We start from the raw sequence: 25,196 nt of genomic DNA, 5'->3' as shown, positions 1-25,196 counted from the left end.
CCGGAATGACAGTACAGGCGGTAGATGAAGATGAGCATGAGGGTATTGGTAACCGGAGCCAAAGGACAGTTGGGTACGGATTTGATGAATGAGCTTAAAAAGCGTGGTCTGGAAGGGATCGGCGTGGACGTGGAGGAGATGGATATCACCGATGCGGCTATCTGTAAAAGCGTGATTTCCCAGTCAAAAGCAGACGCAGTGATCCACTGTGCTGCATATACTGCAGTAGATGCAGCGGAGGATGATGTAGAGCGGTGCCGCCGGATCAACGGCGAAGGCACCCGCAATGTGGCGGCAGCCTGCCGCGACGCAGGGGTGAAGATGATGTATATCAGCACCGATTATGTGTTTGACGGTGAAGGCACCCGCCCCTGGGAACCGGATGACGAGAGGAATCCGCTGAACGTGTACGGACTGACCAAATGCGAGGGTGAACTGGCGGTTGAGGAGCTTTTAGACCAGTACTTTACCGTGCGGATCGCCTGGGTGTTCGGCGTTGCAGGAAAGAATTTTATCAAGACCATGCTGCGTCTCGGCAAAGAGCGCGGTGCAGTCAGCGTGGTAGATGACCAGGTTGGTTCCCCGACCTACACCTATGACCTGGCGAGGCTTTTGGTGGATATGATCCAGACTGACAAGTATGGAAGATATCATGCCACCAACGAAGGTCTGTGCAGCTGGTATGAGTTTGCAAAAGAGATTTTCCATCAGGCGGGTATGGACGATGTGAAGGTGACCCCGGTCAGCAGCGACCAGTTCCCGGCCAAGGCAAAGCGCCCCGCCAACAGCCGTATGAGCAAGGCGAAACTGACAGAGAATGGTTTTGAACTGATGCCGACCTGGCAGGACGCCCTCAGCCGTTTCCTGAAGGAAATCGAATATTGACAACAGAGAGCAAGGGGCTTGCTTTTGTATGAACTAAAAAGGAGATATGAGAACATGGGTAAGTATTTTGGAACCGACGGCTTCCGCGGAGAGGCCAATGTGAACCTGACAGTGGAGCACGCATACAAGGTGGGACGTTTCCTGGGCTGGTATTACGGCCGGCACAGCAAACCTTCTGCGATGAACCCGGAAGGCAGATGCCGCGTGGCGATTGGAAAAGATACGAGGCGGAGCAGCTACATGTTTGAGTATTCCCTTGTGGCGGGCCTGACGGCGTCCGGGGCGGACGCTTATCTGCTCCATGTGACCACGACCCCCAGCGTTTCCTATGTGGTGCGCACGGAAGAGTTTGACTGTGGTATCATGATCTCTGCAAGCCACAATCCATACTATGACAACGGGATCAAGGTCATCAATGGAAAGGGCGAAAAGCTGGAGGAGGACGTCATTGAAGAGATTGAGAAATATTTAGACGGCGAGACCGGCGAGATTCCTTTTGCCCTGAAAGACAAGATCGGGCGCACTGTGGATTATGCGGCAGGGCGGAACCGCTATATCGGTTACCTGATCTCGATCGCGACCCGGTCCTTCAAGGGGAAAAAGGTGGCTCTGGACTGTTCCAACGGCAGTGCCTCCGCCATCGCAAAGAATGTATTTGACGCACTGGGCGCTGAAACCCATGTGATCAACAATACGCCCAATGGCCTCAATATCAACACAGACTGCGGTTCCACCCATATCCATGTACTGCAGAAGTATGTGAAGGATACGGGCTGTGACGTAGGCTTTGCCTATGACGGGGATGCAGACCGCTGCATCGCCGTGGATGAAAACGGCAATGAGATCAACGGCGATCTGATCCTTTATATCTGCGGAAAGTATATGAAGGAGAATGGTTCCCTGTTCCACAATACAGTAGTTACCACGGTAATGTCCAACTTTGGCCTTTACAAAGCGTTCGACCGCGAAGGCATTGCCTATGAAAAGACTGCGGTTGGCGACAAGTATGTGTACGAGAACATGTCCCAATACGGCAACTGCCTGGGCGGAGAACAGTCTGGCCATATCATCTTCAGCAAACACGCTACCACAGGGGACGGTATCCTGACCTCCTTAAAGGTGATGGAAGTCATGCTGGAGAAAAAAGAGAGCCTGGCAAAGCTGGCTTCCGAGGTGGAGATCTTCCCGCAGGTACTGAAAAATGTCCGTGTCCATGACAAGCAGACTGCCCAGGATGATCCGCAGGTACAGGCGGAGGTGGCGAAGGTCACAGAGGCGTTGGGCGGCGACGGACGTATCCTGTTGCGCCAGTCCGGCACCGAGCCGGTAGTACGTGTGATGGTAGAGGCCGCCAGCGAGGAATTGTGTGAGAAGTACGTGGATCAGGTCATCGACGTGATGAAGGCCCAGGGTCATGTGCTGTAGCTGACTGTATGCGGGAATGGCAGATATAACCTTTTGTTATAATAATTTTCTTGCCAGTATCTTTTTCTTATGTTAATATATACTAATAATGCGGCAGAGAAGTAAATAATCCCCGGGTGTAGACTTGCAGCCGGGGATTTGTGTAATCGTATCAGCGCGGCACAGGCTGTCGCTTCGCCGCCGCAGTTTGATTCAGAAATTTATCAGAAAAGGGATGATGAGAGATGGGGCTGAATCGTTAGGATCAGTACTGTTCATTGTTCGGCGCTATGGAGTGATCGAGCGACTGCCCGTCACGGGCTGACGGTTGAAAGACAGAAAACGGATGTGTGCGCTTTTGAGAGCGCATGCAAAAGCAGAGCGATTAGCGGGAACTATTGAACAGAAATGGAGGAAGTTATCATGTTAAACTATCAAAGATATAAAAGAGTCCCGGTGGTGAACTACCCGGAGAGGCAGTGGCCGAACAAAGAGATTGAAAAGGCGCCGATCTGGTGCAGCGTGGATCTGCGCGACGGCAACCAGGCTCTGATCGAGCCGATGGTCGTGGAGGAGAAGATAGAATTCTTCAATATGCTGGTGAAGCTCGGTTTCAAGGAGATTGAGATCGGATTCCCGGCGGCGTCCCAGATCGAGTATGACTTCTTGCGTCAGCTTGTGGAGCGCAGGATGATCCCTGACGACGTGAGGGTGCAGGTGCTGGTACAGTGCCGTGAGCATCTGATCAAGCGGACCTTCGAGGCGATCCAGGGGATCAAGAAGGTGGTTGTACATATCTACAACTCTACCTCCACGCTGCAGCGGGATGTGGTGTTCCACAAGGACAAAGAGGAGATCAAGCAGATTGCCATCGAGGGCACTGAGCTTGTGAAAAAATATGCGGCGGAATACGACGGGGATCTGCTGTTAGAGTATTCCCCGGAGAGCTTTACCGGAACCGAGCTGGAATATGCTCTGGATATCTGTACAGCAGTCCAGGATGCCTGGGGACAGGCGACCCCGGAGCGGCCGATCATCATGAACCTGCCGTCTACCGTAGAGATGAACACGCCCAACGTTTACGCGGACCAGATCGAGTGGATGAACCGGCATTTCAAGAACCGCGACAGTATTATCCTGAGCGTTCACCCGCACAATGACAGAGGTACGGGCGTTGCGGCTACGGAGCTGGCGCTTTTAGCCGGGGCTGACCGTGTTGAGGGAACCCTGTTTGGCAACGGTGAGCGTACCGGCAACGTAGACATCCTGACCCTGGCTTACAATATGTTCTCACAGGGCATCGATCCGGTGCTGGAGATTGGCAATATCCGTGAGATCGCGGAAGTTTATGAGCGCTGCACCAAGATGGATATCCATCCGCGCCACCCCTACGCGGGCAAGTTGGTGTTCACCGCATTTTCCGGTTCTCATCAGGACGCTATCAACAAGGGCATGCAGGCCCTCCACGAGAGAAACAGCGAGTACTGGGAGGTCCCGTACCTGCCCATCGATCCGGCAGATATCGGCAGACAGTACGAGCCGATCGTCCGCATCAACAGCCAGTCCGGCAAGGGCGGCGTAGCTTTTGTTATGGACACCTTCTATGGCTTCCGTCTGCCGAAGGGCATGCACAAGGAGTTTGCAGATGTGATCCAGAAGATTTCCGAGAAGCAGGGCGAGGTTGCTCCGGAGCAGATCATGGACGAATTCAAGAAATGCTATCTGGAGAGAAAAGAGCCGATGCATTTCCGCAAGTGCCAGATTACCGACACAGAAGTGGAGGATGGCGTATATGCGACTCTGGCCAAGGTTACCTATACCGATCACGGTATGGAAAAGACCTTCGAGGGCGTTGGAAACGGACCGATCGATGCGGTACAGCGAGGCTTAGAGGAAGCGCTTGGTATCCAGATCCGTGTTCTGGACTACAACGAGCACGCAATGCGGGCAGGTTCCGGCGCGCAGGCAGCTTCCTATATCCATCTGATGGATCAGGCAACCGGAAGAGTGACCTACGGTGTTGGCGTCAGCTCCAATATTACGAGGGCGTCTCTGCGCGGTATCTTCAGCGCGGTGAACCGTCTGTTCTACGCATAAGTATAGAACGCGGACAAAAAGTTCCAGTTGGATTAAAAACAGGCTTGACTTTTTGTGAACCCTCCGTTATAATTCCTTTTGTAAATAAATACAGATTAGTGTGTTACTGATTGGAATATCAATTCAGGCATAAACTATGCAGGGCTCGGCTCATAAGGCTGTGCGTGTAGTTTATGCCTTTTTTAGTGCCCGGAACATTTTTTATTTACACAAATAAAAAAGAAAGCAGGTATCAGAAAAATGAAAGACAAGATGTTTGGTATTCTTCAGAGGGTGGGGCGCTCCTTTATGCTTCCCATTGCAATTCTTCCCGTAGCCGGTCTGCTGCTGGGAATCGGCGGATCCTTTACCAATGCCACCATGATCAGCGCGTACCATCTGGAAGCATTTTTGGGTGAAGGAACCTTTCTCTATGGTTTCCTGACCATATTGAACAGCTGCGGAAGCGTTATTTTTGACAATCTGCCCCTTCTGTTCGCCATCGGCGTTGCAGTCGGTATGGCAAAGCAGGAGAAAGAGGTTGCGGCCCTGGCAAGCGTGATCTCATTCTTTATTATGCACACGGCGATCCATGCGCTCCTGGTGCTTTCCGGGAAGCTGGAGGTGGTAGCGGCTCTGACGGATGGATCGGGAAATGCCGTATCCGGTGTTGTCGGCGCGGTGGAACACACCATGGGAATGCTGGACGGTACGGTTACCAGCGTACTGGGGATCAGCACCCTGCAGATGGGCGTTTTCGGCGGCATTATCGTGGGCCTTGGGGTAGCGGCGCTTCACAATAAATATTACAACATCCAGCTTCCCCAGGTACTGTCCTTCTTCGGCGGGACCCGGTTTGTACCGATCATTTCCAGCCTGGTATATATCTTTGTGGGCATTGGCATGTACTTTATATGGCCGGTGATCCAGTCCGGGATCTACGGTCTGGGAGCCCTGGTCAACAATTCCGGATATGCGGGAACCCTGCTGTATGGCATTATTGAGAGGGCATTGATTCCTTTTGGGCTCCACCACGTATTTTACATCCCATTCTGGCAGACCGCGGTCGGAGGCCAGATGGAAGTCGCAGGACAGATGGTCTATGGGGCACAGAATATCTTTTTTGCACAGCTGGCAGTAGCCGGAGATATCAGTCATTTCAGCGTCAATCCCGGAACCAGGTTTATGACCGGCAAATTCCCGTTCATGATCTTTGGGCTTCCCGGTGCGGCTCTCGCCATGTATCAGGTGGCCAGGGCTGACAAGAAAAAGGCGGCGGGAGGACTTCTGATCTCAGCGGCGCTGACTGCAATGCTTACAGGGATCACAGAACCCATCGAGTTTACATTCCTGTTTGTGGCGCCATTTTTGTACGCCATTCACAGTGTGCTCGCCGGTATTTCCTATATGCTTATGCATATGCTGAATGTGGGAGTTGGCATGACCTTCTCCGGCGGGATCATCGATCTGGTACTGTTCGGCATCCTGCCCGGAGCTTCCAAGACAAGCTGGTACTGGATCCCGGCGGTGGGCGTGGTGTATTTTGCAGTGTATTATTTCCTGTTTAAGTTCCTGATCCTGAGATTTGATCTGAAGACTCCGGGCAGGGATGACAGTGAAGAAGTGAAGCTTTATGTGAGAAGCGATGTGAATGCGAAAAAGCAGGGGGCAACAGACGGGACATCTGCTGCATCCTCCAATACAGACCAGCGGTCTGAGATGATCTTAAATGGCCTTGGCGGCAAGAAAAATGTAGCAGACGTGGATTGCTGTATCACCAGGCTGCGCTGTACGGTAAATAAGCCGGAGCTGGTGAACGAGACGCTTCTGAAAGAAACGGGGGCCGCAGGCGTCATCCGGAAAGGCCAGGGAGTACAGGTGGTGTACGGACCGTCAGTTCCCAATATCAAGGCAGATCTGGTTGCCTATATGGCAACCGCGCCGGATACGGAGTACCATGGAGAATTGGAAAATACAGGGACCGATCCACTGGAAAAGACTGCCGGAGCCGCAGGCGGATCTATCATACCGGACGAGAGCCGGGAGATTCTGACCAATGAGAAAGTGACGCCGCTGTACAGCCCGTTTGACGGAATGGCAGCGCCCATTGAGGAAGCTCCGGACGTTACATTTTCCCAAAAGATGATAGGAGATGGCTATATGGTCATACCGGAAAACGGAGAAGTGACTGCGCCCTGCGATGGGGTGGTTGCCTTTGTCTTCCCCACAAAACATGCCATGGGATTAAAGACAGAGGATGGTATGGAGCTGATGCTTCACATTGGCATTGATGCCGTGAAGCTGAACGGCGAAGGTTTTGAGACCTTTGTGCAGGATGGAGATACCTTTAAGAAAGGCGACCTGCTGATGCGTTTTGATCTGGACTATGTAAGAAAACATGCAGTTTCAGATGCGTGTATCGTCATCTTCACGTCTCTGCCGGAAGGGGCATTCATCAAAACAGACAAAAAGCCGGTGAAGGCCCTGGAACATGCAGCAGATTTGGTCGGGTGAAGATATATCCGGATACCCGGGAAGCTACCCACAAATAAATTGGCAATTAAGATCAGACAGGACGGGACAAAACAGGGGAGACATGTTATTATAAAAGGAGAACATTGGGGTAAAAATGTTTTAATAACGGGGGAGAAAAATGTATCGCGTGATCAAGGTTCTGAACAACAACGGAATACTGGTTTTTGATATGCAGCGTGAGGAAGAAGCCATTTTGCTGGGGAGCGGCGTAGGTTTTGGAAAACGCATAAATGAACGTTTTGAGCTAAAAGAGACAGATGCGGTAAAACGTTATGCCATCGTCGGCAGGGAGGAGAAAAACCGCACGGGACGCCAGGTGATCGGAGGAGTGGAGCCGGTTTATCTGGAAACGGCGGGGCGTATCGTGGATGCAGGAAGACAGGCTTTAGGGGAGATGAACCCCAATATCCTGATTCCGCTGGCGGACCATATCGCATTTGCTGCAAAACGCGTGAAGAGCGGAGTCGTGCTGGACAATCCTCTTCACGCGGCGATCCAGATTTTGTATCCCGAAGAATATCAGGCGGCGCTGGCTGCCCGGGAGATCATACGGGAGATGGCGGACTGCCTTCTGCCCGAAACGGAGGTCGGTTATATCGCTCTCCATCTCCGGGCCGGGCGTATGGATGAGAAGCTGGAAGAGTCTTTAAAGACGGTGTCGCTTTTGGAAAAGCTGACGGCGCTTGTGGAAGAACGGCTGGGGATCGACCTGGACCCGCACTCCTTTGCGTATGAACGGTTCATGGCTCATTTGCGTTATCTGGTGGCGTGCATAAAGAATTCCGATCCCATCAGCCTTGATATAGACGAGTATGCCAGGACCCAGTTCCCGGATTCCTATAAGATTGCCATAGAGGCGTGTGCACTCATGGCGCAGGAGCTTCAGCGGGATATTCCGAAAGAGGCTGTGGGACACCTGGGGATCCACATTGAACGGTTGAGGGCGTAGGCTGGAAATGGATGTAAAAATAGCAATGGCAGTAAAACAGCGACCATAAAACAAATATCAATAAACAAACAGTACCGGGCATTTGCGTCTCGGTACTGTTTGTTTTGTCAGAAATTTTGCTTATTTGTAAATTTGGTCCATCACGGTTTCGGTCCGCCGGTCAGTCCCGGCTGCAGATCGTAACCGTAATTGCTGCTGGGGGAATTAGATCCGCCTGGTGTCGAGTTGCCGCTCGGCGAAGCGTTGGTAGTTGGTGATGAGTTTGTATTTGTGCCGCCCGGAGTGTTATAGGTGTTATTATTATTTCCGCCCGAAGCGCCAGGGCCGCTGTTTACATAATTATTGTTATTGAAATTGTTATTATTGTTGTTATTGTATGTATTGTTCCCGCCGGTCGGGGAGTTGTAGCTGTTATTGTTGTTGGAGTTCGTGTTATATGCATTTCCTACATTTCCGCCGGTGTTGCATACTCCGTTTGAAGCAAAGGAGTAGGATACTCCGCCGATGGTCATCGTGGTACCGGCCACCATCCGTCCGTCTGCATTCGGATCCAGATAATAGTAACTGCCATTATCTATGATCCATCCCGTCTGCCGGTGTCCGGAATTGTTAAAGAAATAGTAGTAATTGTCAATCACGGTCCATCCAGTGGACATCCTGCCGTTAGCCGGATTCATGTAATACTTGTTGGTGCCGTCACTCAGCCATCCGGTCAGCATCTTGCCATCTGTGTGGAAGTAGAAATAGTAACCGTCCACCTGCTGCCATCCGGTCAGCATCTTTCCGTCGGAACCGAAAATATACCAGCTTCCGTCAATTTCGCAGGGAGTATTCAGGATGCACTTGCCGTTGTCGGTGTTGAAATAGTACCAGGCATTGTCCATTTGATACCAGCCAGTGACCATGGAACCGTCTTCCTTCAGATAGTAGTAATCATTGCCAATGTTGATCCAGCCTTTGTGCATGGTGCCGTCGGTCAGAGTGTAGTAATACTTGCCGCCGTCCTGCACCCATCCGGTAGCCATCAGGCCGTTTGGCTGGAAATAATACCAGTTGTTGTTGATGAGTTTCCATCCGGTGACCATCTGTCCGGTAGAAAGGTCCGTGTAATAATAACCGTTGCCGGTGTTCACCCAGCCTTTGTGTATGGAACCATCAGCGTCATAATATACATATGTGTTCCCGGTCTGCACCCAGCCGGCAGCCGCGTAAGCCGTAAAACTGGAAGACAGCGTCATCGCTCCCATCATGCCCGCAAGTGCCACAGCAGTCAGACGTCGTTTGTTCCTCATACCTTCCTCCTCCTTGTAGATCGATATATGTGTATTCCAATTGTTCTCTGTTTTTCATTATAGCACAGGAAGTAAAACAAGTGGTAACATTTTTATTACAATCTGCGTAAATATTTCTGCCATTTTTTCCTATTCCTGCACCATATCGGTAATTTTCCGATAATAATCTTTGGCATACCGGTACATGATCAAAGTGTATTCACCAAACTCTTCACCAAGAGAGGCTTTATAGACGGCCCAAAGGCTCCACAGGAACCCGCCCAGAGCAATATAGGAATAAACAGCCAGACGTTCCTCTTCTATGGCAGGACGTCCAAAATAAATATCCATCAGTTTCTCCACCGCCTCTTCATCATAATAGGAATAAATGGAGCACATACCAATATCGATCAGGGGATCACACATGCCCGAATATTCCCAGTCGATCAGACGCACGGAACCGTCCGGCAGGAACAGGAAGTTATCAGCCACGCTGTCGATATGGGCCAGAGCTTTTGGCCGGCCCAAACGGTCTAGACGGTCCATCAATTCCTCCATCCAACCCCGTACCGTTTCATAATCCTCAAACAGCGTGCCTCCGTGGGCGCTGCAAAGTCTTTCATAGAAGGAGATCCGCTCCCGGATATCAAAATCATGGTCCACAGTCAGCCCGGAATCATGCAGCCGGTGCAGTGCAGCCATACAGGCGGCCACATCCTCCCAGTTGTCGGCCCGTGAATTGCGTGCGCCTTCATAATATTCAGAGATCTTATATCCAGTGCGTCCGTTCATATAAATGATATGCTCAGACAGATCCAGCGGACGTATTGCTTCATAAACCTCACTCTCCTCCTGCCGGTTGATCAAAAGCTCCGTCCCAAGTCCTGGTATCCGGCAGATATAGTGGCGACCATTTACCTGAAACAGGAAGGATTTGTTGGTCATACCGGATTTTAAACAGCGGATATCGTGGATATCGGACTCAGGTATCTGAAAAACCTCCGAAACCAGCTCCAACGCTTTATTATCAGAACGGTTCTGATACCGTGTGTCGAATTTGCGCAGTTCCTCCAGGTTCTCAAACTCATAGACCTGGTCTTCAGGCTGACGGTTGATATCCATTTCCAGTTTATCGAGATGCCCGAATAATGCATTTTCCCAGTAAAACTGCTCGGTGCCGGGGGTATGATAATCTTTCTCCAGTATAGGCAGGAACGCTTCCGAGAATTCCTTTGAAAAGAAAACCGGCCCGTACATCACCCAGGCATCCCGTCCGCCAACGGCAATGTCTGTGATTCGTCCTTTCTTATTATAGGTAAGGACCCACTCTGAAGTATCCCCCTCCATATAAGCAGAAGAATACCATGCGCCGCATTCATAGCTGTGGAACATATTTTCGCGCATCCAGTTATCGGAGGACAGAAGATACATGTTGCGCCCGGACAAGACCCTGCGGGCGTGATAAATGGTTGCGAGAGTATTTTTGCAGGAATACTCCGGATTATAGAGAAGCTTCACCTGGTATTTATCGATCAGATATTCAAACTTTTCCTTTAAATATCCTACAGCGATCGTAATATCCGTGATCCCCACTTCATGCAGCTGGCAGATCTGCCGTTCGATCATCCGCTCTCCAAACACCTCCAGAAGCCCCTTGGGCGTTTCAAAGGTCAGCGGAACAAAGCGGGAGCCGAACCCGGCGGCAATGATCAGCGCGCCATCCACCTTGAACTGTTCCAGGAAAGCATCCCCTGCGCCAGTCACCTCATAAGTTCCTGCGATGCTTTTCTCCTGTGCGATCAGTCTCTGGCGGGTGCATTCTTTGATCAGGGTGTTGACAGTTCCCAGTGACAGATCCATTTTTTGCGCCAGTTCCCTCTGGGTACTATGCGGATTTTCTTTAATGTAACGACAGATCAGACCGATTCGGTTCATATATTCTACCTCCTGAAATTGCTCTTTAAAATGATTTGGCACGCATTTTTTTAGTTCCTACTCTCTCCAAACATGTTCAAAAATATTCAAAACAAAGAACTTATGAACATTATATCACGCAGTCCCATAAAAACCCAGCAAAAAGAAAGATTGTACTAATATTAATACAATTTTTGGGAAAAATTTGTTTTTCGTAAGATTTCCGTAAGAAAACGCTTAGGGTTTCGTTATAGCATTTCCCGAAAAAGTGTATTATACTGTCAGTGTGATGGAGAGGTGGTAACTTCTAGTGGTGTATGAATAGATTTGCATTTATTCCAAAACAACGAAAAAATGTAAAAAAACTATTGATAATTTACCTTATCGGAAGTATAATTACCTCGTAATGCAATTTAGGAAATTTCGAGAGAATTTCAAAAAAGAAAAAGGAGAGTGCATTAATTATGAGAAAGCAGACAAAATTAGCTGCAGTCGTATCTGCGGCAGCCCTGCTTGCTATCGGCGCTTCCATGACTTCCTTCGCAGCTACCGGCTGGGTTGAGGAAGATGGACAGTGGTTCTTCTATGACAAAGATGGCAACAGAGTAAGCGACGAGTGGAAAAAGTCCGGTGACAACTGGTACTGGATGGATAGCGAAGAGAACGGCGCTATGGCCACTGACAAACTGATTGAAGACGGCAGCGACACCTACTATGTTGATTCCAACGGTGTTATGGTTAAGAACACCTGGGTTAAAGTAGTAAACGAGGATCAGGATGATGATACTGATCCGGCTGAGTACCGTTACTACTACATGCAGAGCAATGGTAAAGCATATAAGAGCGATACCTTCTCTAAGAAAACTATCGACGGCAAGAAATATGCTTTCGATTCCGATGGTAAGATGCTGTACGGCTGGGTTGACAAAGAGACCAACAGCCTGATGGCTGAGGATGACGGCTGGAAGAGCGCTACCAACTACTTTGGCGGTTGGGAAGACGGTTCCATGAAGACCGGCTGGCAGAAGATTACCGTATATGACGCATGGGATAATGAAGATGAAGATGCTGATTACTGGTTCTACTTCGGTAGCAACGGCGTAAAGAGAACAGGTACCAGTGATGCTGATGATACCATCCGTATCAATGGTAAGAGATATGCATTCACCGCTGAAGGTGAGATGTACTACAAATGGTTGGATGAGGCTTCTGCAAGCAATGATGCTTCTCCGAGTGCGTGGAAGTACTTTAACTCTCCGGATGACGGCGCACGTCAGACCAAGGGTTGGTTCAAGGTTGTTCCGAAGAACAAATTTGACTACGAAATGTCTGGTGATGGAAACGATGAAGCACAGTGGTACTATGCTGATTCCGATGGCAACCTGAAAGTTCAGGAAATTGCAAAGATCAAAGGCAAATATTATGCATTTGATGAGTACGGCGCAATGCTGAGCGGTCTGGTTTATATGTCTGTTGATGAGGCAAATGGCAAGATCAATGATATTTTTGCAAAAGAGAACGACGTTCGTGATAACGACACTACTCTGGATGCAGATTATCTGGATGATCTGAAAGATGGCAAGATTACCGAAGAAGGAACTCTTTACTACTTTGGTGATCCGGATAATTCAGACAGCGATGGCGCTATGAAGACTGGTACTGTAAGCACAAGCGTTGATGGAAGCAGCTATACCTTCAACTTCGCTAATTCCGGTGGTGTTGGAAGCAGAGGTGCAGGTAAGAATGGCGTTTCCAAGAAAGTATACTACAAGTACGGTATGAAGATGGCTGCAAGCAGCGAAGATAAGTATAGAGCAGCAGATATTGATACTGATGATATCGCAACATTCCTGAGCACCAGTGATGTAAAGAACTTAGTTGAAGGCAAGACCGTTATCTACAATAAGGGCAAATCCAGCGAAACTAAGATCAGATACTACGAGCTGAGCGGCGAGGATCTGTACTTAATCGGTACCAACGGTAAGCTTAAGACCAAAGCTAATGGCGTTAAGGATGGCGAAGACTGGTACTTCTTCTCTGACAGCGAAGGCAAGATCACATACTATGCTGACGACAAGAATGTTGAGAAAGCTATCGAGCAGAACAAATAAGATTCATTAGAACCAAAAGTAATTTCTTGAATTTTATAATGTAATGCAAAATAATTGCCGCCTCCGGGTTAACCCCCGATGGGCGGCAATTATATATTCAGAGAGTGTAAATAAAATCGCGCTATCTGGGAAATAAATACTACTTCAAATAAATCCCTCTCATTCTGCTAATAATATCCTCATTTTTCATGCTTAAGATTCCAAGGGCTTTGAGATCCGCAGGTTCTTTTTCATAACCATCAATAAAAAATTCCATATCGATTCTGACTTCATCTGGCAAAATCAGATCTTCATTTTCACTAAGCAGCGTAACCAACCGAACTACATCGTTCTTATGCTTTTTAATATCTTTGCTATCTACATGCAAACCATTTTTACGCTTTTCAGACAGATCCAGCCATGCTTTAGCCTTAAAAGGTACAATATACACGGGCGCCAGCACAACCATACCGTCAATGACCATTCGTCCGTCCAGAATCATCTGATAATAAACATCATTCAGTAAAATTGCCGATAAACTAGATATCTCATCTCCGATATGCATCGGTGTGAGAACATTCGTATCGCCCACTAATTGAAAAGACTGTCTTGAAAATAGTTCCAACATATAAGGGTATTCTGGCACTTCAGGCTTATCAAAACGATAAAACTGCGGTGTTCCCTCGCTGCGGCTCTTATTGTGGTACTTCCCAGTATTTACAAATTCCCAGAAGATCTTTCCAAATTCCGGGGTAAGTGCCTCTACAATCAGAACTAGGTCCAGGTCCCGTGTGGCTCGAAATTCCTGTGCAGCATCTTCAAAAATAATATCGCATGCTGCTCCGCCAATCAGTACATATTGCTCTTTGTAATCTTGAAAAAAATCCCTAAAAAGTTCTAATCCTTTAACCATTCCACAAATCCTCCAATATTATTTCTATAGCGCTTTCAATCCTGGGGTCTTCTTTCTCCTGATCAGACAGACATAGAATGGCACTTAATGGATCGATAGCGCCATTCTGTTCTATCTTATACCGCAAAACATGCAACCTGCAGGCAGGCGTCTCCGTCCTGGAGCACTGTCCGCACCTCGCTTCATTTAACCGAGAATATTCTTCTCGGCTTACTGCATAAGTAGGATATCTTCCATCTGACAACATTGAATAATAAGCTATTGCAGAGATTCCGCCAAGGCAGTTTACGTTGCCCGGAATTTCTTTTAAGGTAATGGATTTTGCTACTGGATTTATAAAATATGGTTTACACAAATCATAAAGCGATTTTCTGTCTCCCGCAAATGCAAAATACTTTGTTTTTCCTTTTATTTGCACTAGCGGTAGTCCCAGGGCCTGTAGTTCCATCAGGCACCTTCCAACTGTCATTCGAGAAACTTGCAAGCGTTGGCTGATTTCTTTCGTAGAAACCATCTCCCACTTTTCATACAGCGCCTTCAGCAGTATTTTCTGCGTAGCAGGTGAAAACTCATCCACCTCCGGCAGTGTAAAGCTTCTTTTGCGGGTCAGCACAACGCCCATAAATGGCAGATAAATATCTTCATTTCCGAATACAAATGGGATTCCCATCTCAATCATTCGTTTTTTGCCGTAATAGGTGTAATTGTCATCAAATATCACACAAGGAAAACCGGTCAGTTGCTCAAACTTCTTCCAATGTTTCTTAAGTGCTGAAAAAGTGACAGGCACTTTGGGGTTGACAAATAAGATATCTGTTCCTGCAATATTAATCAGTTTAATCTCATAGCCATCTAATAAAAATAGCGGCAATTTTTTTTGTTCCTTATATTCACATTCCATGACATCTACATGTAATAAATTGCTTAATAATCTTTGCATGCTCATTACCTCAACATTATTTTTTTAATTATAACACACTTTATGTTTAAAAGCAAAAAAATACTTTATTATAGGGAAAATCGCATAGAAATATTGCCTATCTCCCCTTCTCAATAATTTACCTTATCGGAAGTATAATTACCTCGTAATGCAATTTAGGAAATTTCGAGAGAATTTCAAAAAAGAAAAAGGAGAGTGCATTAATTATGAGAAAGCAGACAAAAGTAGTTGCAGTAGCATCTGCAGCAGCCCTGCTTGCCATCGGCGCTTCCATGACTTCCTTCGCAGCTACCGGCTGGGTTGAGGAAGATGGACAGTGGTATTTCTACGACAAAGATGGCAACAGAGTCGAGGACGAGTGGAAAAAGTCCGGCGATAACTGGTATTGGATGGACAGCGAAGAAGGCGGCGCTATGGCTACCGACAAGCTGATCGACGATGAGGACGATACCTACTATGTAGATAGCAACGGTGTTATGGTTAAGAATACCTGGGTTAAGGTTGTTAACGAAGATCAGGACGATGATGACCCGGCAGAGTATCATTACTACTATATGCAGGGCAATGGTAAGGCATATAAAGCCAGCAACAACACCAGCACCAACACTAAATTCAAAACCATTGATGGCAAAAGATATGCGTTCGATGATGAAGGTGTTATGCTTTACGGTTGGGTTGACGACCAGGCTAATCGTTTAAGCGATGACAGTGGTTGGTCTGACGTAAATACAGATAGTCCGGTATATTACCTGGGCAGCTGGGAAGACGGCGCTATGAAGACCGGTTGGCAGAAAATCACTGTATATGATGATCAGGAAGATGAGGATATGGATCACTGGTTCTACTTCCAGAGTAATGGTAAGAGATTCCAGAAGAGCAGCACAACTACTGATGAATACAGAACCAAAACTGTTAATGGTAAGAAATATGCTTTTGATAACAGAGGTGTTATGGTTTACACCTGGGCTATCGCTAGTGTAAACAATGCTAATACCAGCAGTGGTTCCAACTGGGGATACTTCAACAGCCCTGAAGACGGCGCACGCATTACCAAAGGCTGGTTCAAAGTAGTTCCTCCGAATGAGGATAACACTTTTGACGCTACCTTTACAGACACCAACTCCTTTGATGTAAAGGATGCTGACGACGAGGACGAGAACTGGTACTATGCAAATGGTGACGGAACTCTGGAAACCGGTAAGATCAAAAAGATCAAAGGCAAATACTATGGCTTCATGCCTGATGACGGCAGAGAAGGCGCTGGCAAGATGATGAGTGGCCTGAACCTTCTGGATGTAGACGCAAACGGTAATGTTATCGATGTTAAGCTTGACGATATGGACAGCGATGATATTGACGATCTGCTTGATGGTGATTACGACACCGAGCTTGCTAGTGGATACACTCTGTATTACTTTGGCAATGATGGCGATGTTGATGGCGCTATGAAGACTGGAAATGTAACCGTAAGTATTGATGGCAGCAGTTATTCCATGCAGTTCAGCAAATCCGGCGGTGCAGAAGGTAAGGGCCGCGGTGTAACTGGTATTGATGATAAGAAATATATCTACAAAGCCGGCATCAGAATGAAAGCTGGCTCTGATGATAAGTATAAAGTAATCAAGGTTACTTCGAACGCTGGTACAGATGTTGATATTAATGCAACAGGAGTTTCTGTAACCAAGATTTCCGGAAGCAAGTTGAGAGGTACTTCTACCAACTATAATAGCACTGGCACATATAGGAATAAGGATGGCGACAGCCTGACCTACTATAAGCTGGATAATAATAATTACTACTTAGTAAATTCCAGCGGCAGTGTAGTAAAGAATAAAGCCAGCGTTAAAGATGGCGATGACTGGTTCTTCTTTGTTGATAATTACGATGTTAAGCTGTATACCAACGAAAAAGTACTTAAACCGGCTAAGGTTAACGGTGTCTTTGTTGACAACGGCGCAAACCTTGAGGATTGGAAGAACGGTTTTGTAACCCCTAGTCGCTAATAGAACTTTAGTGTGAAAATATTTCCACATAAGTTAAGCTAAAAAGAGTTCCTTGTTATGGACATGTAAATTCCATAGCAGGGAACTCTTTAATATCGGCATGGAATTGGAGTTTTCCGCTTTAATAACTTATTCCCAATTACCCATCATAAGAAAATCTCTGATATTTTTATGTTTTATTCCATTTCTGCTCATATCAAATTCATCCAATGACACCACATATTTAGGATAATTATCACGAATAGAATCATAAGCGCCAAATTCACGACGGATTGTATCTTCAGTTGCTAAAATATATGTCACCTGGATATACAATTTATCCTTCTGATGCTCACATACGAAATCTATTTCCTTCTCACCAGTCTTTCCCACAGTAACTCGATAGCCACGCCGTAATAATTCCAAATACACAATATTTTCAAGGATCAGGTTAATATCTCGCTGATTTTCACCCATAACAGCCTCTCGCACTCCATGGTCTGCAACATAATATTTTTCATTCACAGTAAGTAGTTTTTTTCCCTGCAAATCCTGGCGCCGTACACGATAGAATAAGAATGCGTCCTCGCATGCCTTAATATAATTAAGGATGGTTTCTGCCGCTACAGTGCGCTGCTCATTTTTAAAATACTTTGATATTGCAGTTGCGGAAAATGTTGTTCCGATATTGGCCATAACGTAAGCAATAATGCGCTCCAGCAAATCTACATCACGTATTTTATTGCGCTTTACTATATCTTTAAGAACCACAGAATTATACAGATCCTGTAAATACTGACGGCATGGTTCGATTTCATATCGCAAATTTCCCAAATAAGGCATTCCCCCATATGTTACATACTTCGTAAAAATATCACGGGCCGGCGTATCTGGATAGTACATCTGATAAAGCTCATAAAATTCCATGTAAGAAAACGGATAGATAACAAATTCCACATATCGTCCAGCAAGGTAAGTTGCCAATTCCCCAGATAACAATTTTGCATTTGAGCCAGTTATATAGATGTCACAGTCCAGTTCAACCCTAAGTGAATTGATACAGCGCTCCCATCCCTCTACTTCTTGGAGTTCATCAAAGAATAAATAGGCCCTTCCTTCAATAGCAGATACTCGTCTTTTTATCTCTTCATGTAACGCCTCCGCTGTGCAAAGATACTGGTTACTCATATCTTCAAAATTGAGCGAAACAAAACAGGACGATGAGATACCGCGCTTTATCAATTCTTCCTTAATCAATTCCATCATGACAGATTTTCCACTTCTTCGAATCCCAGTCAATACTTTAATAATATCCAAACCGATAAATGGGCGTATACGGTTCATATACGATTCTCGTTTTATCATTGTTAAATTACCTCCTTTACTAATATAGTATACCAAAGGTACAACCGATATACAACAATTAATAATTAATTTTATAAGTTATAACTAATAAAATTTTCTATTTTATTTTTTTAACTTCCTTACCATATGATAAGGTGTGCTATTTACAAACACTAAAAATTCTATTTCTGCAGATAATATAATACTTAGTTTCTCATGTCCAAACCTTAGGATATGATCTCCATCCTGATGATCCAATAGTATTAAAACATAAATTTGCACTGCTAACTTTATTTATCTGAACACATTCATAACCCCATTTTTTTGACATTTCCTCCCTATTTTCCACTTCTCAATAATTTACCTTATCGGAAGTATAATTACCTCGTAATGCAATTTAGGAAATTTCGAGAGAATTTCAAAAAAGAAAAAGGAGAGTGCATTAATTATGAGAAAGCAGACAAAATTAGCTGCAGTCGTATCTGCGGCAGCCCTGCTTGCTATCGGCGCTTCCATGACTTCCTTCGCAGCTACCGGCTGGGTTGAGGAAGATGGACAGTGGTATTTCTACGACAAAGATGGCGTAAGAGTAGAGGATGAATGGAAAAAATCTGGTGACAACTGGTACTGGATGGACAGCGAAGAGGATGGCGCTATGGCTACCGATAAGCTGATTGAAGATGACGATGATACCTACTATGTAGATAGCAATGGTGTTATGGTTAGAAACACCTGGGTTAAAGTAGTAAATGAAGAGCAGGATGATGATGATGATCCGGCTGAATATCATTACTACTATATGCAGAGCAGCGGTAAAGCATATAAGAATACCGGTGATACCAGCAAGGTAAGAAAGAAAACCATCGACGGAAAGCAGTATGCTTTTGATGAGGATGGCGTTATGCTGTATGGTTGGGTTGGCGAGGATGGTACTCGTTTAACTGGCGATACGGGATGGTCTGATGAAGATGGTAACGTATATTACTTTGGCGGTTGGGAAGATGGTTCTATGAAGACCGGCTGGCAGAGAATCTCTGTTTTTGATGAAGAGAAAGATGACGACTACGATTACTGGTTCAACTTTAAGTCTAACGGACAGCTCCGTAAGGGTACCGAGGCTAAAAAGCTGAACGGTAAGTATTATCGCTTTGATGACCGTGGTGTAATGGTATACCAGTGGAGCATGAAGGCAAGCGGTTCAGAACAGACTCCGTCTGACTGGTCTTACTTCAACAGCCCGGAAGATGGCGCTCGTGTAACCAAAGGCTGGTTTAAAGTAGTAGCTCCTAACGAGGATAATTCCTTCTTAGAAAGTGATGCTTCTTTCGACAAAGATAAAGCCGAGGACGAGTCTGAGAAATGGTATTATGCAGATGGTGACGGCGAACTGTATGCTGGCGAGATCAAAAAGATCAAAGGTAAATACTATGGATTTGCTCCGACTGGCTATATGTTAACTGGTCTGTGCTATCTGGATATTGATGGTTCTAGCATTGATAATGTGTACGAGAACGACATGGATTCCGATACTTTGGATGATATCATTGATGGTAATCACAAGAATAAAGATGGTAAGATCTACTACTTTGGCAGCAATGAAGATAGTGATGGTGCTATGAAGAGCGGATCTACTACCATTTCCCTGGATGGAAGCAACTACCAGTTCTTCTTTAACAACAAGGGTGGCGCTGAAAGCAGAGGTTATGGTATTACTGGTATCTATGATGGTAAGTATATCTACCAGATGGGTAAGAGGCTGAAAGCTGACAGCGATGAGAAGTACGTATTAGCATTTGCTACAGATGATTATGCAAGTGAGGGTGTTGAGGCATTCAAGGTAAGCGATAAGAATCTGAGAAAAGCTAATCCAGAAGTTGATGGAGATGCTACACTTACTCAGGATACCGATGTTAACAAGGATAAGGATACCGTTAAAGCAATTACCGGATTTACTGACAATTACTACCTGATTAATACCAGCGGTGCTATTCAGAAGGGTACTAAGACTGGCACAAAAGATGGTAATGATTGGTACTGGTATCTGAATGATGGTCATATCAAGATGTATACCAATAATAAATCTCTTTCCAAAACCAAGTGGGATAACAACGCTTGGAAAAACATCGTAACAGCTGGTGTTAATAAGTAGGTTTATCTAAATACTTAGTTTTATAGTAAGAGTGGGGTCCATATGGACTCCACTTTTTCTATAAACAGACCTAAAAACTATGCGCAAATTTGTGTATAGTTCCTTTTTAATTGAAATTATTTATTTTTGTTTTTATAATTTTAAAACCATCTCCAAATCTGGAAATCCCCATTTTTTCTTCTCTATATGTATAATAGAAGGACGATATGGCGCCCTGTCGATAAATCGTCATATTAAAAACACTATTACCAACACAAAGGAGAAGGAAACATGAACGAAGAATTCAAGGAATACCTACAAGATTTAAGCTTATCCCCAAACACAGTCACCTCGTATTTGTATGCAATCAAACAATATTACAGCAAATATGATAGTATTACCAGAAAAAATTTAAGGGACTATAAAGTTTTTTTGATTGAAAACTATAAACCACAAACAGTAAACTTACGTATTCGTGCAATAAACTGCTATTTGGAGAGTATCAAAAAAGAACAATGGAAAGTTGCATCAGTTAAAGTACAGCAAAAACCATTTTTAGAGAATGTTATTAGCGAAGCGGATTATTTATACTTTAAAAACTGTCTAAGGAACGATGAAGAAATGTATTGGTATTTCGTAGTACGATTTCTTGCCGCCACTGGAGCCCGTGTCAGCGAACTGGTACAAATCAAATCAGAGCATGTTAAAATTGGCTACCTGGATTTATATTCAAAAGGGGGAAAATTGCGTCGGATATATATCCCAACAGCATTACAAAAAGAAACTTTAGTTTGGTTAGAAGAACAACACAAACCCAGCGGTTTTATATTTCTGAATAAATACGGTGACCGGATCACTGCCAGGGGGATTGCAGGCCAGTTAAAGCGTCTGGCTATCCGTTACGGTTTGGATCCGTCTGTAATATATCCGCACTCTTTCCGGCACCGATTCGCGAAGAGTTTTTTGGAACGATATAATGACATTGCCATGCTGGCAGATTTGATGGGGCATGAAAGTATTGAAACTACCAGGATTTACTTAAGAAAAACCAGTACGGAGCAGCAGAATATTGTGAATCAAGTAATTGACTGGTGACGATGTGAAAAAATAATTTCCCCACTTGAAAATGACCTTCAAGTGGGGAAAAGTATTACTTATTCAATTCTATTACTCTGTACCAATAATTATCTGTCGATGATGTCATCCAGACCAATCGTGTTACCATTATTAATGGATACATCGGTCTTATCCCAAGCATCTTTCAGAACATTACCATTTTCATCAGCCGGAGCCGGTTTCTTGGTATCAGCTGTCAGAGTCTTGTTGTTGGTATACATCTTGATCTGCTTCTCATCAACGTAGAAGTACCAGTCATCGCCATCTTTAGCAGCGGTCTTATTCTTAATTACAGAACCACTGGTATTTACCAGATAGAAATCACTATTAAGGGTTCCAGTATACTTAATAGTATCGCCATCTTTGTTCTTGTTAACAGCTTCCTCAGACATACGTCTAAGTTTTGCAGAATCAATTTCCTCTACAATTGCACTGTCATCACCAGTATCACCAGTTGCGTAAACAATCTTATACTTGTCATCGCTGCCAGCTTTCATCTTCATACCGAACTTGTAGATGTACTTACCATCATCAAGACCAGTCAGACCTTTACCTTTACCTTCTGCACCACCGCTCTTGCTGAACATGAAGTTATAAGAATCACCATCAATGCTAACAGTAGCAGTACCAGTCTTCATGGAACCATCAGTATCCTCGTCACTACCGAAATAGTACAGGGAAGCATTCGGATTACCATACATAGCAGCGAAATCGCCCTTACCGTCCATGCAGTCATCTAAGTCATCAGAATCCATATCAGCTGCAATAACCTCTTTGATTGTGCCATCTTCAACAACTAATGCACACAGACCTGTCAGCATAGCACCTGCTTTGTCGGTTCCTTCCGGATGGAAACCATAGTATTTACCTTTGATCTTTTTGATCTGACCAGCATACAGCTCGCCATCACCATTAGCATAATACCATCTCTCGTTCTCATCTTCGGAATCGCCCTTTGCGAAAGTTCCGCCGTAATCAAGGAAGGTGTTGTCGTTGTCATCAGCCGGTGCAACTACCTTGAACCAACCTTTGGTAACACGAGCACCATCTTCCGGGCTGTTGAAGTAAGACCAGTTGGAAATGGATGCCGGGCTTGTAGTGCCATCACTTGCAAGTGCCCACTCATAAACCATTACACCACGATCATCAAAGCGATAGTACTTGCTGTTGATCTTTTTCTCTTCAACGCTCACGCGCTTTTTACCGTTAGATTTGAAGTTGAACCAGTAGTCCATATCATCATCTTCTTCGGTATCATAAACAGTAACTTTCTGCCAGCCAGTCTTTAAAGAACCATCTTCCCAGCTACCCAGATAATACTCTGCAGTTTCCCAGTCACTGTCATCAGTAGCCAGAGTAGAATCGGTATTCACCCAGCCATACAGCATCTTACCATCCTCATCAAAAGCATACTTCTTGCCATCGATGGTTTTGAAAACGGTAGTACCGCTGTCTTTTGCCTTGTATGCCTTACCACTATTCTGCATGTAGTAGTAACGATATTCAGCCGGATCATCATCATCATCCTGATCCTCATTAACAACCTTAACCCAGGTATTTTTAACCATAACACCGTTGCTATCTACATAGTAAGTGTTGTCGTCATCTTCAACCAGCTTGTCGGTAGCCATAGCGCCGCCTTCTTCGCTGTCCATCCAATACCAGTTATCGCCGGACTTTTTCCACTCGTCCTCGACTCTGTTGCCATCTTTGTCGTAGAAATACCACTGTCCATCTTCCTCAACCCAGCCGGTAGCTGCGAAGGAAGTCATGGAAGCGCCGATGGCAAGCAGGGCTGCTGCAGATGCTACTGCAACTACTTTTGTCTGCTTTCTCATAATTAATGCACTCTCCTTTTTCTTTTTTGAAATTCTCTCGAAATTTCCTAAATTGCATTACGAGGTAATTATACTTCCGATAAGGTAAATTATTGAGAAGGGGAAAAGAGGGTGAAAATTAAACGCAAATGGGATGATTAATCGGTAAAAAGATAGATTGCATTTTTTTGCATAATACATTATAATATAGCTAATCATATGATTACTAATTATTAACTTAGTAATTTTAAAAATAGTTATTTGTTTAGACCTGCGGGCATTTTGGGGATTACGTCCTGCTGGCAGTAATCAAAAGGAGGATTCTATGTTTGTTGGTAGAGAGACAGAACTGAATAAATTAAATGCCATGTATCAAAGCAACCAGTTTGAGTTTGCCGTCCTGTATGGCCGGAGACGAGTTGGAAAAACAACGTTGATCAACGAGTTCTGCAAAGATAAAAAGACCATTTTTTTTGTCGCTACAGAGTCAACCGGAAAAGAAAATCTGGCACAGTTTTCAAAGTGCGTGTTAAAATCCATAACAGGTAGCGAGGGAGATTTCAGCTTTTCTTCTTACGAGGATTTGTTCCAGTATATTGACTCTATATGCAAAAAGGAACGATTGATTTTGGCAGTTGATGAGTATCCCTATCTTGCGGAAAGCCATAAAGCCATATCTTCTTTGCTGCAGGTCCATATCGACCATATGTGGAAAGACAGCAAACTGTTTTTGATCCTGTGTGGTTCCTCTATGAGTTTTATGGAAAATCAGGTCCTGGGATATAAAAGTCCTATTTATGGAAGGCGAACGGCTCAGATGAAAATTCATCCGTTTAGCTATTTTGATTCCCGTCGCATGTTAAATCATTTTACTTCGGAGGAACAGGCCGTTTTGTTTGGCGTGACTGGCGGTATCCCAGAATATTTAAGTAGGATTCGCAGCAATTTATCTCTGGATGAGAACTTAATACAACTTTTTTTTGAGCCAAGCGGAAGACTTTACGAGGAACCATCCAATCTCCTGAAACAGGAATTAAAGGAGCCGGCAACTTATCACAGTGTTCTCCGTGCTGTGGCTCAAGGAGCCAGCAAATTAAATGAGATATCCACAAAGGTTGGGATTGAAACCAGTGCAGCCAGTGCGTTCCTAAATTCTCTGATTTCGCTTGGCTTGGTGAAAAAGGAAGTTCCGGTTACAGAACCACAGACCAGCAGAAAAACTATTTATCTGCTGGAAGACCAGATGTTTCGTTTTTGGTACCGTTTTGTTGCACCCAACACAAGCAATATTACCTGGGGGCTGGGGCGACAGGTTTATGAAACCATGGTACGCCCACAATTAAATAGTTACATGGGGCTTGTTTTTGAAGATATTTGCCGCCAGTGTTTTTATCAGCCACAGTTTTTGAAAACCCTTTCCTTTTTTCCGCAGAAGACTGGCCGCTGGTGGGGCAATAATCCAAAAGAGCGAAAGCAGGAGGAGATAGACATCCTGGCCTTTGATGAGGAGAACCTTCTGCTTGGTGAGTGTAAATGGAACGAGTCGCTGGTTCCTCTGACTGTTTTGCAGCAGATGGAGGAGCGGGGGGCGCTGTTTGTAAAAAGGCATAAGTACTATATTCTTTTTGCTAAAAATGGGGTGACCGATAGTGCTTTACAATATATAAAAGCAAAACAATGGTTTCGGATTATTACGTTTGAGGAAATTAATCAAATATAATAGAAAAGAACTCTAAATATATTGCTGAAGCAGAATTTAAACAGATCCTATTCTGGTTATTGAAGAAGAACTAAAAAACTGGGAACGTGCAACTTAACACGTTCCCAGCAGT

At 45.1% G+C, this 25,196-nt stretch carries 16 protein-coding genes; 10 read left to right on the top strand and 6 right to left on the bottom strand.

Going from position 1 to position 25,196, the window contains the following annotated elements; translation table 11 throughout:
- The first annotated feature begins 36 nt into the window (after positions 1-36).
- The 5 genes from rfbD to AB1I67_RS01480 all read left to right on the top strand — a co-directional run bounded on the left by rfbD (position 37) and on the right by AB1I67_RS01480 (position 7,849).
- On the top strand, positions 37-885 hold the full coding sequence (rfbD, locus tag AB1I67_RS01500; RefSeq protein ID WP_367029130.1) for a dTDP-4-dehydrorhamnose reductase: 849 nt from the start codon (positions 37-39) through the stop codon (positions 883-885).
- A gap of 54 nt (positions 886-939) precedes the next feature.
- The gene (glmM, locus tag AB1I67_RS01495) at positions 940-2,310 is read left to right on the top strand and encodes a phosphoglucosamine mutase (RefSeq protein ID WP_367028055.1); all 1,371 of its coding nucleotides are present in this window, start codon (positions 940-942) and stop codon (positions 2,308-2,310) included.
- 402 nt (positions 2,311-2,712) lie between these two features.
- Positions 2,713-4,386 carry a 2-isopropylmalate synthase gene (gene leuA, locus AB1I67_RS01490; RefSeq protein WP_367028054.1) on the top strand — a complete coding sequence of 558 codons (1,674 nt, stop codon included), beginning with the start codon at positions 2,713-2,715 and terminating at the stop codon, positions 4,384-4,386.
- A gap of 240 nt (positions 4,387-4,626) precedes the next feature.
- Entirely contained in the window at positions 4,627-6,879 is a 2,253-nt protein-coding gene (locus AB1I67_RS01485) for a glucose PTS transporter subunit IIA (RefSeq protein ID WP_367028053.1), read from the top strand.
- A 139-nt stretch (positions 6,880-7,018) separates the two neighbouring features.
- Complete coding sequence (locus AB1I67_RS01480; protein ID WP_367028052.1) at positions 7,019-7,849, top strand: PRD domain-containing protein; 831 nt, start codon at positions 7,019-7,021, stop codon at positions 7,847-7,849.
- A gap of 140 nt (positions 7,850-7,989) precedes the next feature.
- Here the strand turns inward: AB1I67_RS01480 and AB1I67_RS01475 are convergent, their stop codons facing one another.
- Positions 7,990-9,141 (bottom strand): cell wall-binding protein, encoded by a 1,152-nt coding sequence (locus tag AB1I67_RS01475; protein WP_367028051.1) that lies wholly within the window; start codon positions 9,139-9,141, stop codon positions 7,990-7,992.
- A 129-nt stretch (positions 9,142-9,270) separates the two neighbouring features.
- Positions 9,271-11,055 carry a phosphotransferase gene (locus tag AB1I67_RS01470; RefSeq protein ID WP_367028050.1) on the bottom strand — a complete coding sequence of 595 codons (1,785 nt, stop codon included), beginning with the start codon at positions 11,053-11,055 and terminating at the stop codon, positions 9,271-9,273.
- Between the two features lie 443 nt (positions 11,056-11,498).
- Between AB1I67_RS01470 and AB1I67_RS01465 the strand changes: the two genes are divergently transcribed.
- The gene (locus AB1I67_RS01465; protein WP_367028049.1) at positions 11,499-13,145 is read left to right on the top strand and encodes a hypothetical protein; all 1,647 of its coding nucleotides are present in this window, start codon (positions 11,499-11,501) and stop codon (positions 13,143-13,145) included.
- Positions 13,146-13,284: 139 nt separating this feature from the next.
- Here AB1I67_RS01465 and AB1I67_RS01460 read toward each other — a convergent pair whose 3' ends face one another.
- A complete protein-coding gene (locus AB1I67_RS01460) occupies positions 13,285-14,037 on the bottom strand; it encodes a hypothetical protein (RefSeq protein ID WP_367028048.1) in 753 nt (250 codons plus the stop codon).
- Entirely contained in the window at positions 14,030-14,977 is a 948-nt protein-coding gene (locus AB1I67_RS01455) for a helix-turn-helix domain-containing protein (RefSeq protein ID WP_367028047.1), read from the bottom strand. Before AB1I67_RS01455 ends, AB1I67_RS01460 begins: the two co-directional genes overlap by 8 nt.
- 206 nt (positions 14,978-15,183) lie before the next feature.
- Here AB1I67_RS01455 and AB1I67_RS01450 point away from each other — a divergent pair, with 206 nt between their 5' ends.
- The gene (locus AB1I67_RS01450; protein WP_367028046.1) at positions 15,184-16,980 is read left to right on the top strand and encodes an argininosuccinate lyase; all 1,797 of its coding nucleotides are present in this window, start codon (positions 15,184-15,186) and stop codon (positions 16,978-16,980) included.
- 129 nt (positions 16,981-17,109) lie between these two features.
- On the opposite strand, the gene AB1I67_RS01445 is transcribed toward AB1I67_RS01450, so the two are convergent.
- Positions 17,110-18,324: an ATP-binding protein gene (locus tag AB1I67_RS01445; RefSeq protein WP_367028045.1), complete on the bottom strand. Its 1,215-nt coding sequence runs from the start codon at positions 18,322-18,324 to the stop codon at positions 17,110-17,112.
- A 427-nt stretch (positions 18,325-18,751) separates the two neighbouring features.
- Between AB1I67_RS01445 and AB1I67_RS01440 the strand changes: the two genes are divergently transcribed.
- Together AB1I67_RS01440 and AB1I67_RS01435 are read left to right on the top strand one after the other, a co-directional pair.
- Positions 18,752-20,452, top strand: a complete 1,701-nt coding sequence (locus tag AB1I67_RS01440) for an argininosuccinate lyase (RefSeq protein WP_367028044.1) — start codon at positions 18,752-18,754, stop codon at positions 20,450-20,452.
- A 270-nt stretch (positions 20,453-20,722) separates the two neighbouring features.
- The gene (locus tag AB1I67_RS01435) at positions 20,723-21,526 is read left to right on the top strand and encodes a tyrosine-type recombinase/integrase (protein WP_367028043.1); all 804 of its coding nucleotides are present in this window, start codon (positions 20,723-20,725) and stop codon (positions 21,524-21,526) included.
- An 89-nt stretch (positions 21,527-21,615) separates the two neighbouring features.
- On the opposite strand, the gene AB1I67_RS01430 is transcribed toward AB1I67_RS01435, so the two are convergent.
- On the bottom strand, positions 21,616-23,385 hold the full coding sequence (locus tag AB1I67_RS01430) for an argininosuccinate lyase (RefSeq protein ID WP_367028042.1): 1,770 nt from the start codon (positions 23,383-23,385) through the stop codon (positions 21,616-21,618).
- 304 nt (positions 23,386-23,689) lie between these two features.
- On the opposite strand from AB1I67_RS01430, the gene AB1I67_RS01425 reads away from it, so the two are divergent.
- Positions 23,690-25,084 (top strand): ATP-binding protein, encoded by a 1,395-nt coding sequence (locus AB1I67_RS01425; protein ID WP_367028041.1) that lies wholly within the window; start codon positions 23,690-23,692, stop codon positions 25,082-25,084.
- The last annotated feature ends 112 nt before the right edge of the window (positions 25,085-25,196 follow it).

It is taken from the genome of Clostridium sp. AN503 (assembly GCF_040719375.1).
In the GTDB taxonomy this organism is placed as follows: domain Bacteria; phylum Bacillota; class Clostridia; order Lachnospirales; family Lachnospiraceae; genus Brotaphodocola.
Note: the sequence above shows the minus strand (reverse complement) of the source record. Positions and strands in the feature narration are given on the sequence as shown.

Bases quoted from the DNA above. Each gene is read 5' to 3' on its own strand.
- AB1I67_RS01475 (WP_367028051.1), bottom strand. From the start codon at position 9,141: ATGAGGAACAAACGACGTCTGACTGCTGTGGCACTTGCGGGCATGATG.
- AB1I67_RS01440 (WP_367028044.1), top strand. From the start codon at position 18,752: ATGAGAAAGCAGACAAAATTAGCTGCAGTCGTATCTGCGGCAGCCCTG.
- AB1I67_RS01445 (WP_367028045.1), bottom strand. From the start codon at position 18,324: ATGATAAAACGAGAATCGTATATGAACCGTATACGCCCATTTATCGGT.
- AB1I67_RS01460 (WP_367028048.1), bottom strand. From the start codon at position 14,037: ATGGTTAAAGGATTAGAACTTTTTAGGGATTTTTTTCAAGATTACAAA.
- AB1I67_RS01425 (WP_367028041.1), top strand. From the start codon at position 23,690: ATGTTTGTTGGTAGAGAGACAGAACTGAATAAATTAAATGCCATGTAT.
- rfbD (WP_367029130.1), top strand. From the start codon at position 37: ATGAGGGTATTGGTAACCGGAGCCAAAGGACAGTTGGGTACGGATTTG.
- AB1I67_RS01465 (WP_367028049.1), top strand. From the start codon at position 11,499: ATGAGAAAGCAGACAAAATTAGCTGCAGTCGTATCTGCGGCAGCCCTG.
- AB1I67_RS01435 (WP_367028043.1), top strand. From the start codon at position 20,723: ATGAACGAAGAATTCAAGGAATACCTACAAGATTTAAGCTTATCCCCA.
- AB1I67_RS01485 (WP_367028053.1), top strand. From the start codon at position 4,627: ATGAAAGACAAGATGTTTGGTATTCTTCAGAGGGTGGGGCGCTCCTTT.
- glmM (WP_367028055.1), top strand. From the start codon at position 940: ATGGGTAAGTATTTTGGAACCGACGGCTTCCGCGGAGAGGCCAATGTG.
- AB1I67_RS01450 (WP_367028046.1), top strand. From the start codon at position 15,184: ATGAGAAAGCAGACAAAAGTAGTTGCAGTAGCATCTGCAGCAGCCCTG.
- AB1I67_RS01470 (WP_367028050.1), bottom strand. From the start codon at position 11,055: ATGAACCGAATCGGTCTGATCTGTCGTTACATTAAAGAAAATCCGCAT.
- leuA (WP_367028054.1), top strand. From the start codon at position 2,713: ATGTTAAACTATCAAAGATATAAAAGAGTCCCGGTGGTGAACTACCCG.
- AB1I67_RS01430 (WP_367028042.1), bottom strand. From the start codon at position 23,385: ATGAGAAAGCAGACAAAAGTAGTTGCAGTAGCATCTGCAGCAGCCCTG.
- AB1I67_RS01480 (WP_367028052.1), top strand. From the start codon at position 7,019: ATGTATCGCGTGATCAAGGTTCTGAACAACAACGGAATACTGGTTTTT.
- AB1I67_RS01455 (WP_367028047.1), bottom strand. From the start codon at position 14,977: ATGCAAAGATTATTAAGCAATTTATTACATGTAGATGTCATGGAATGT.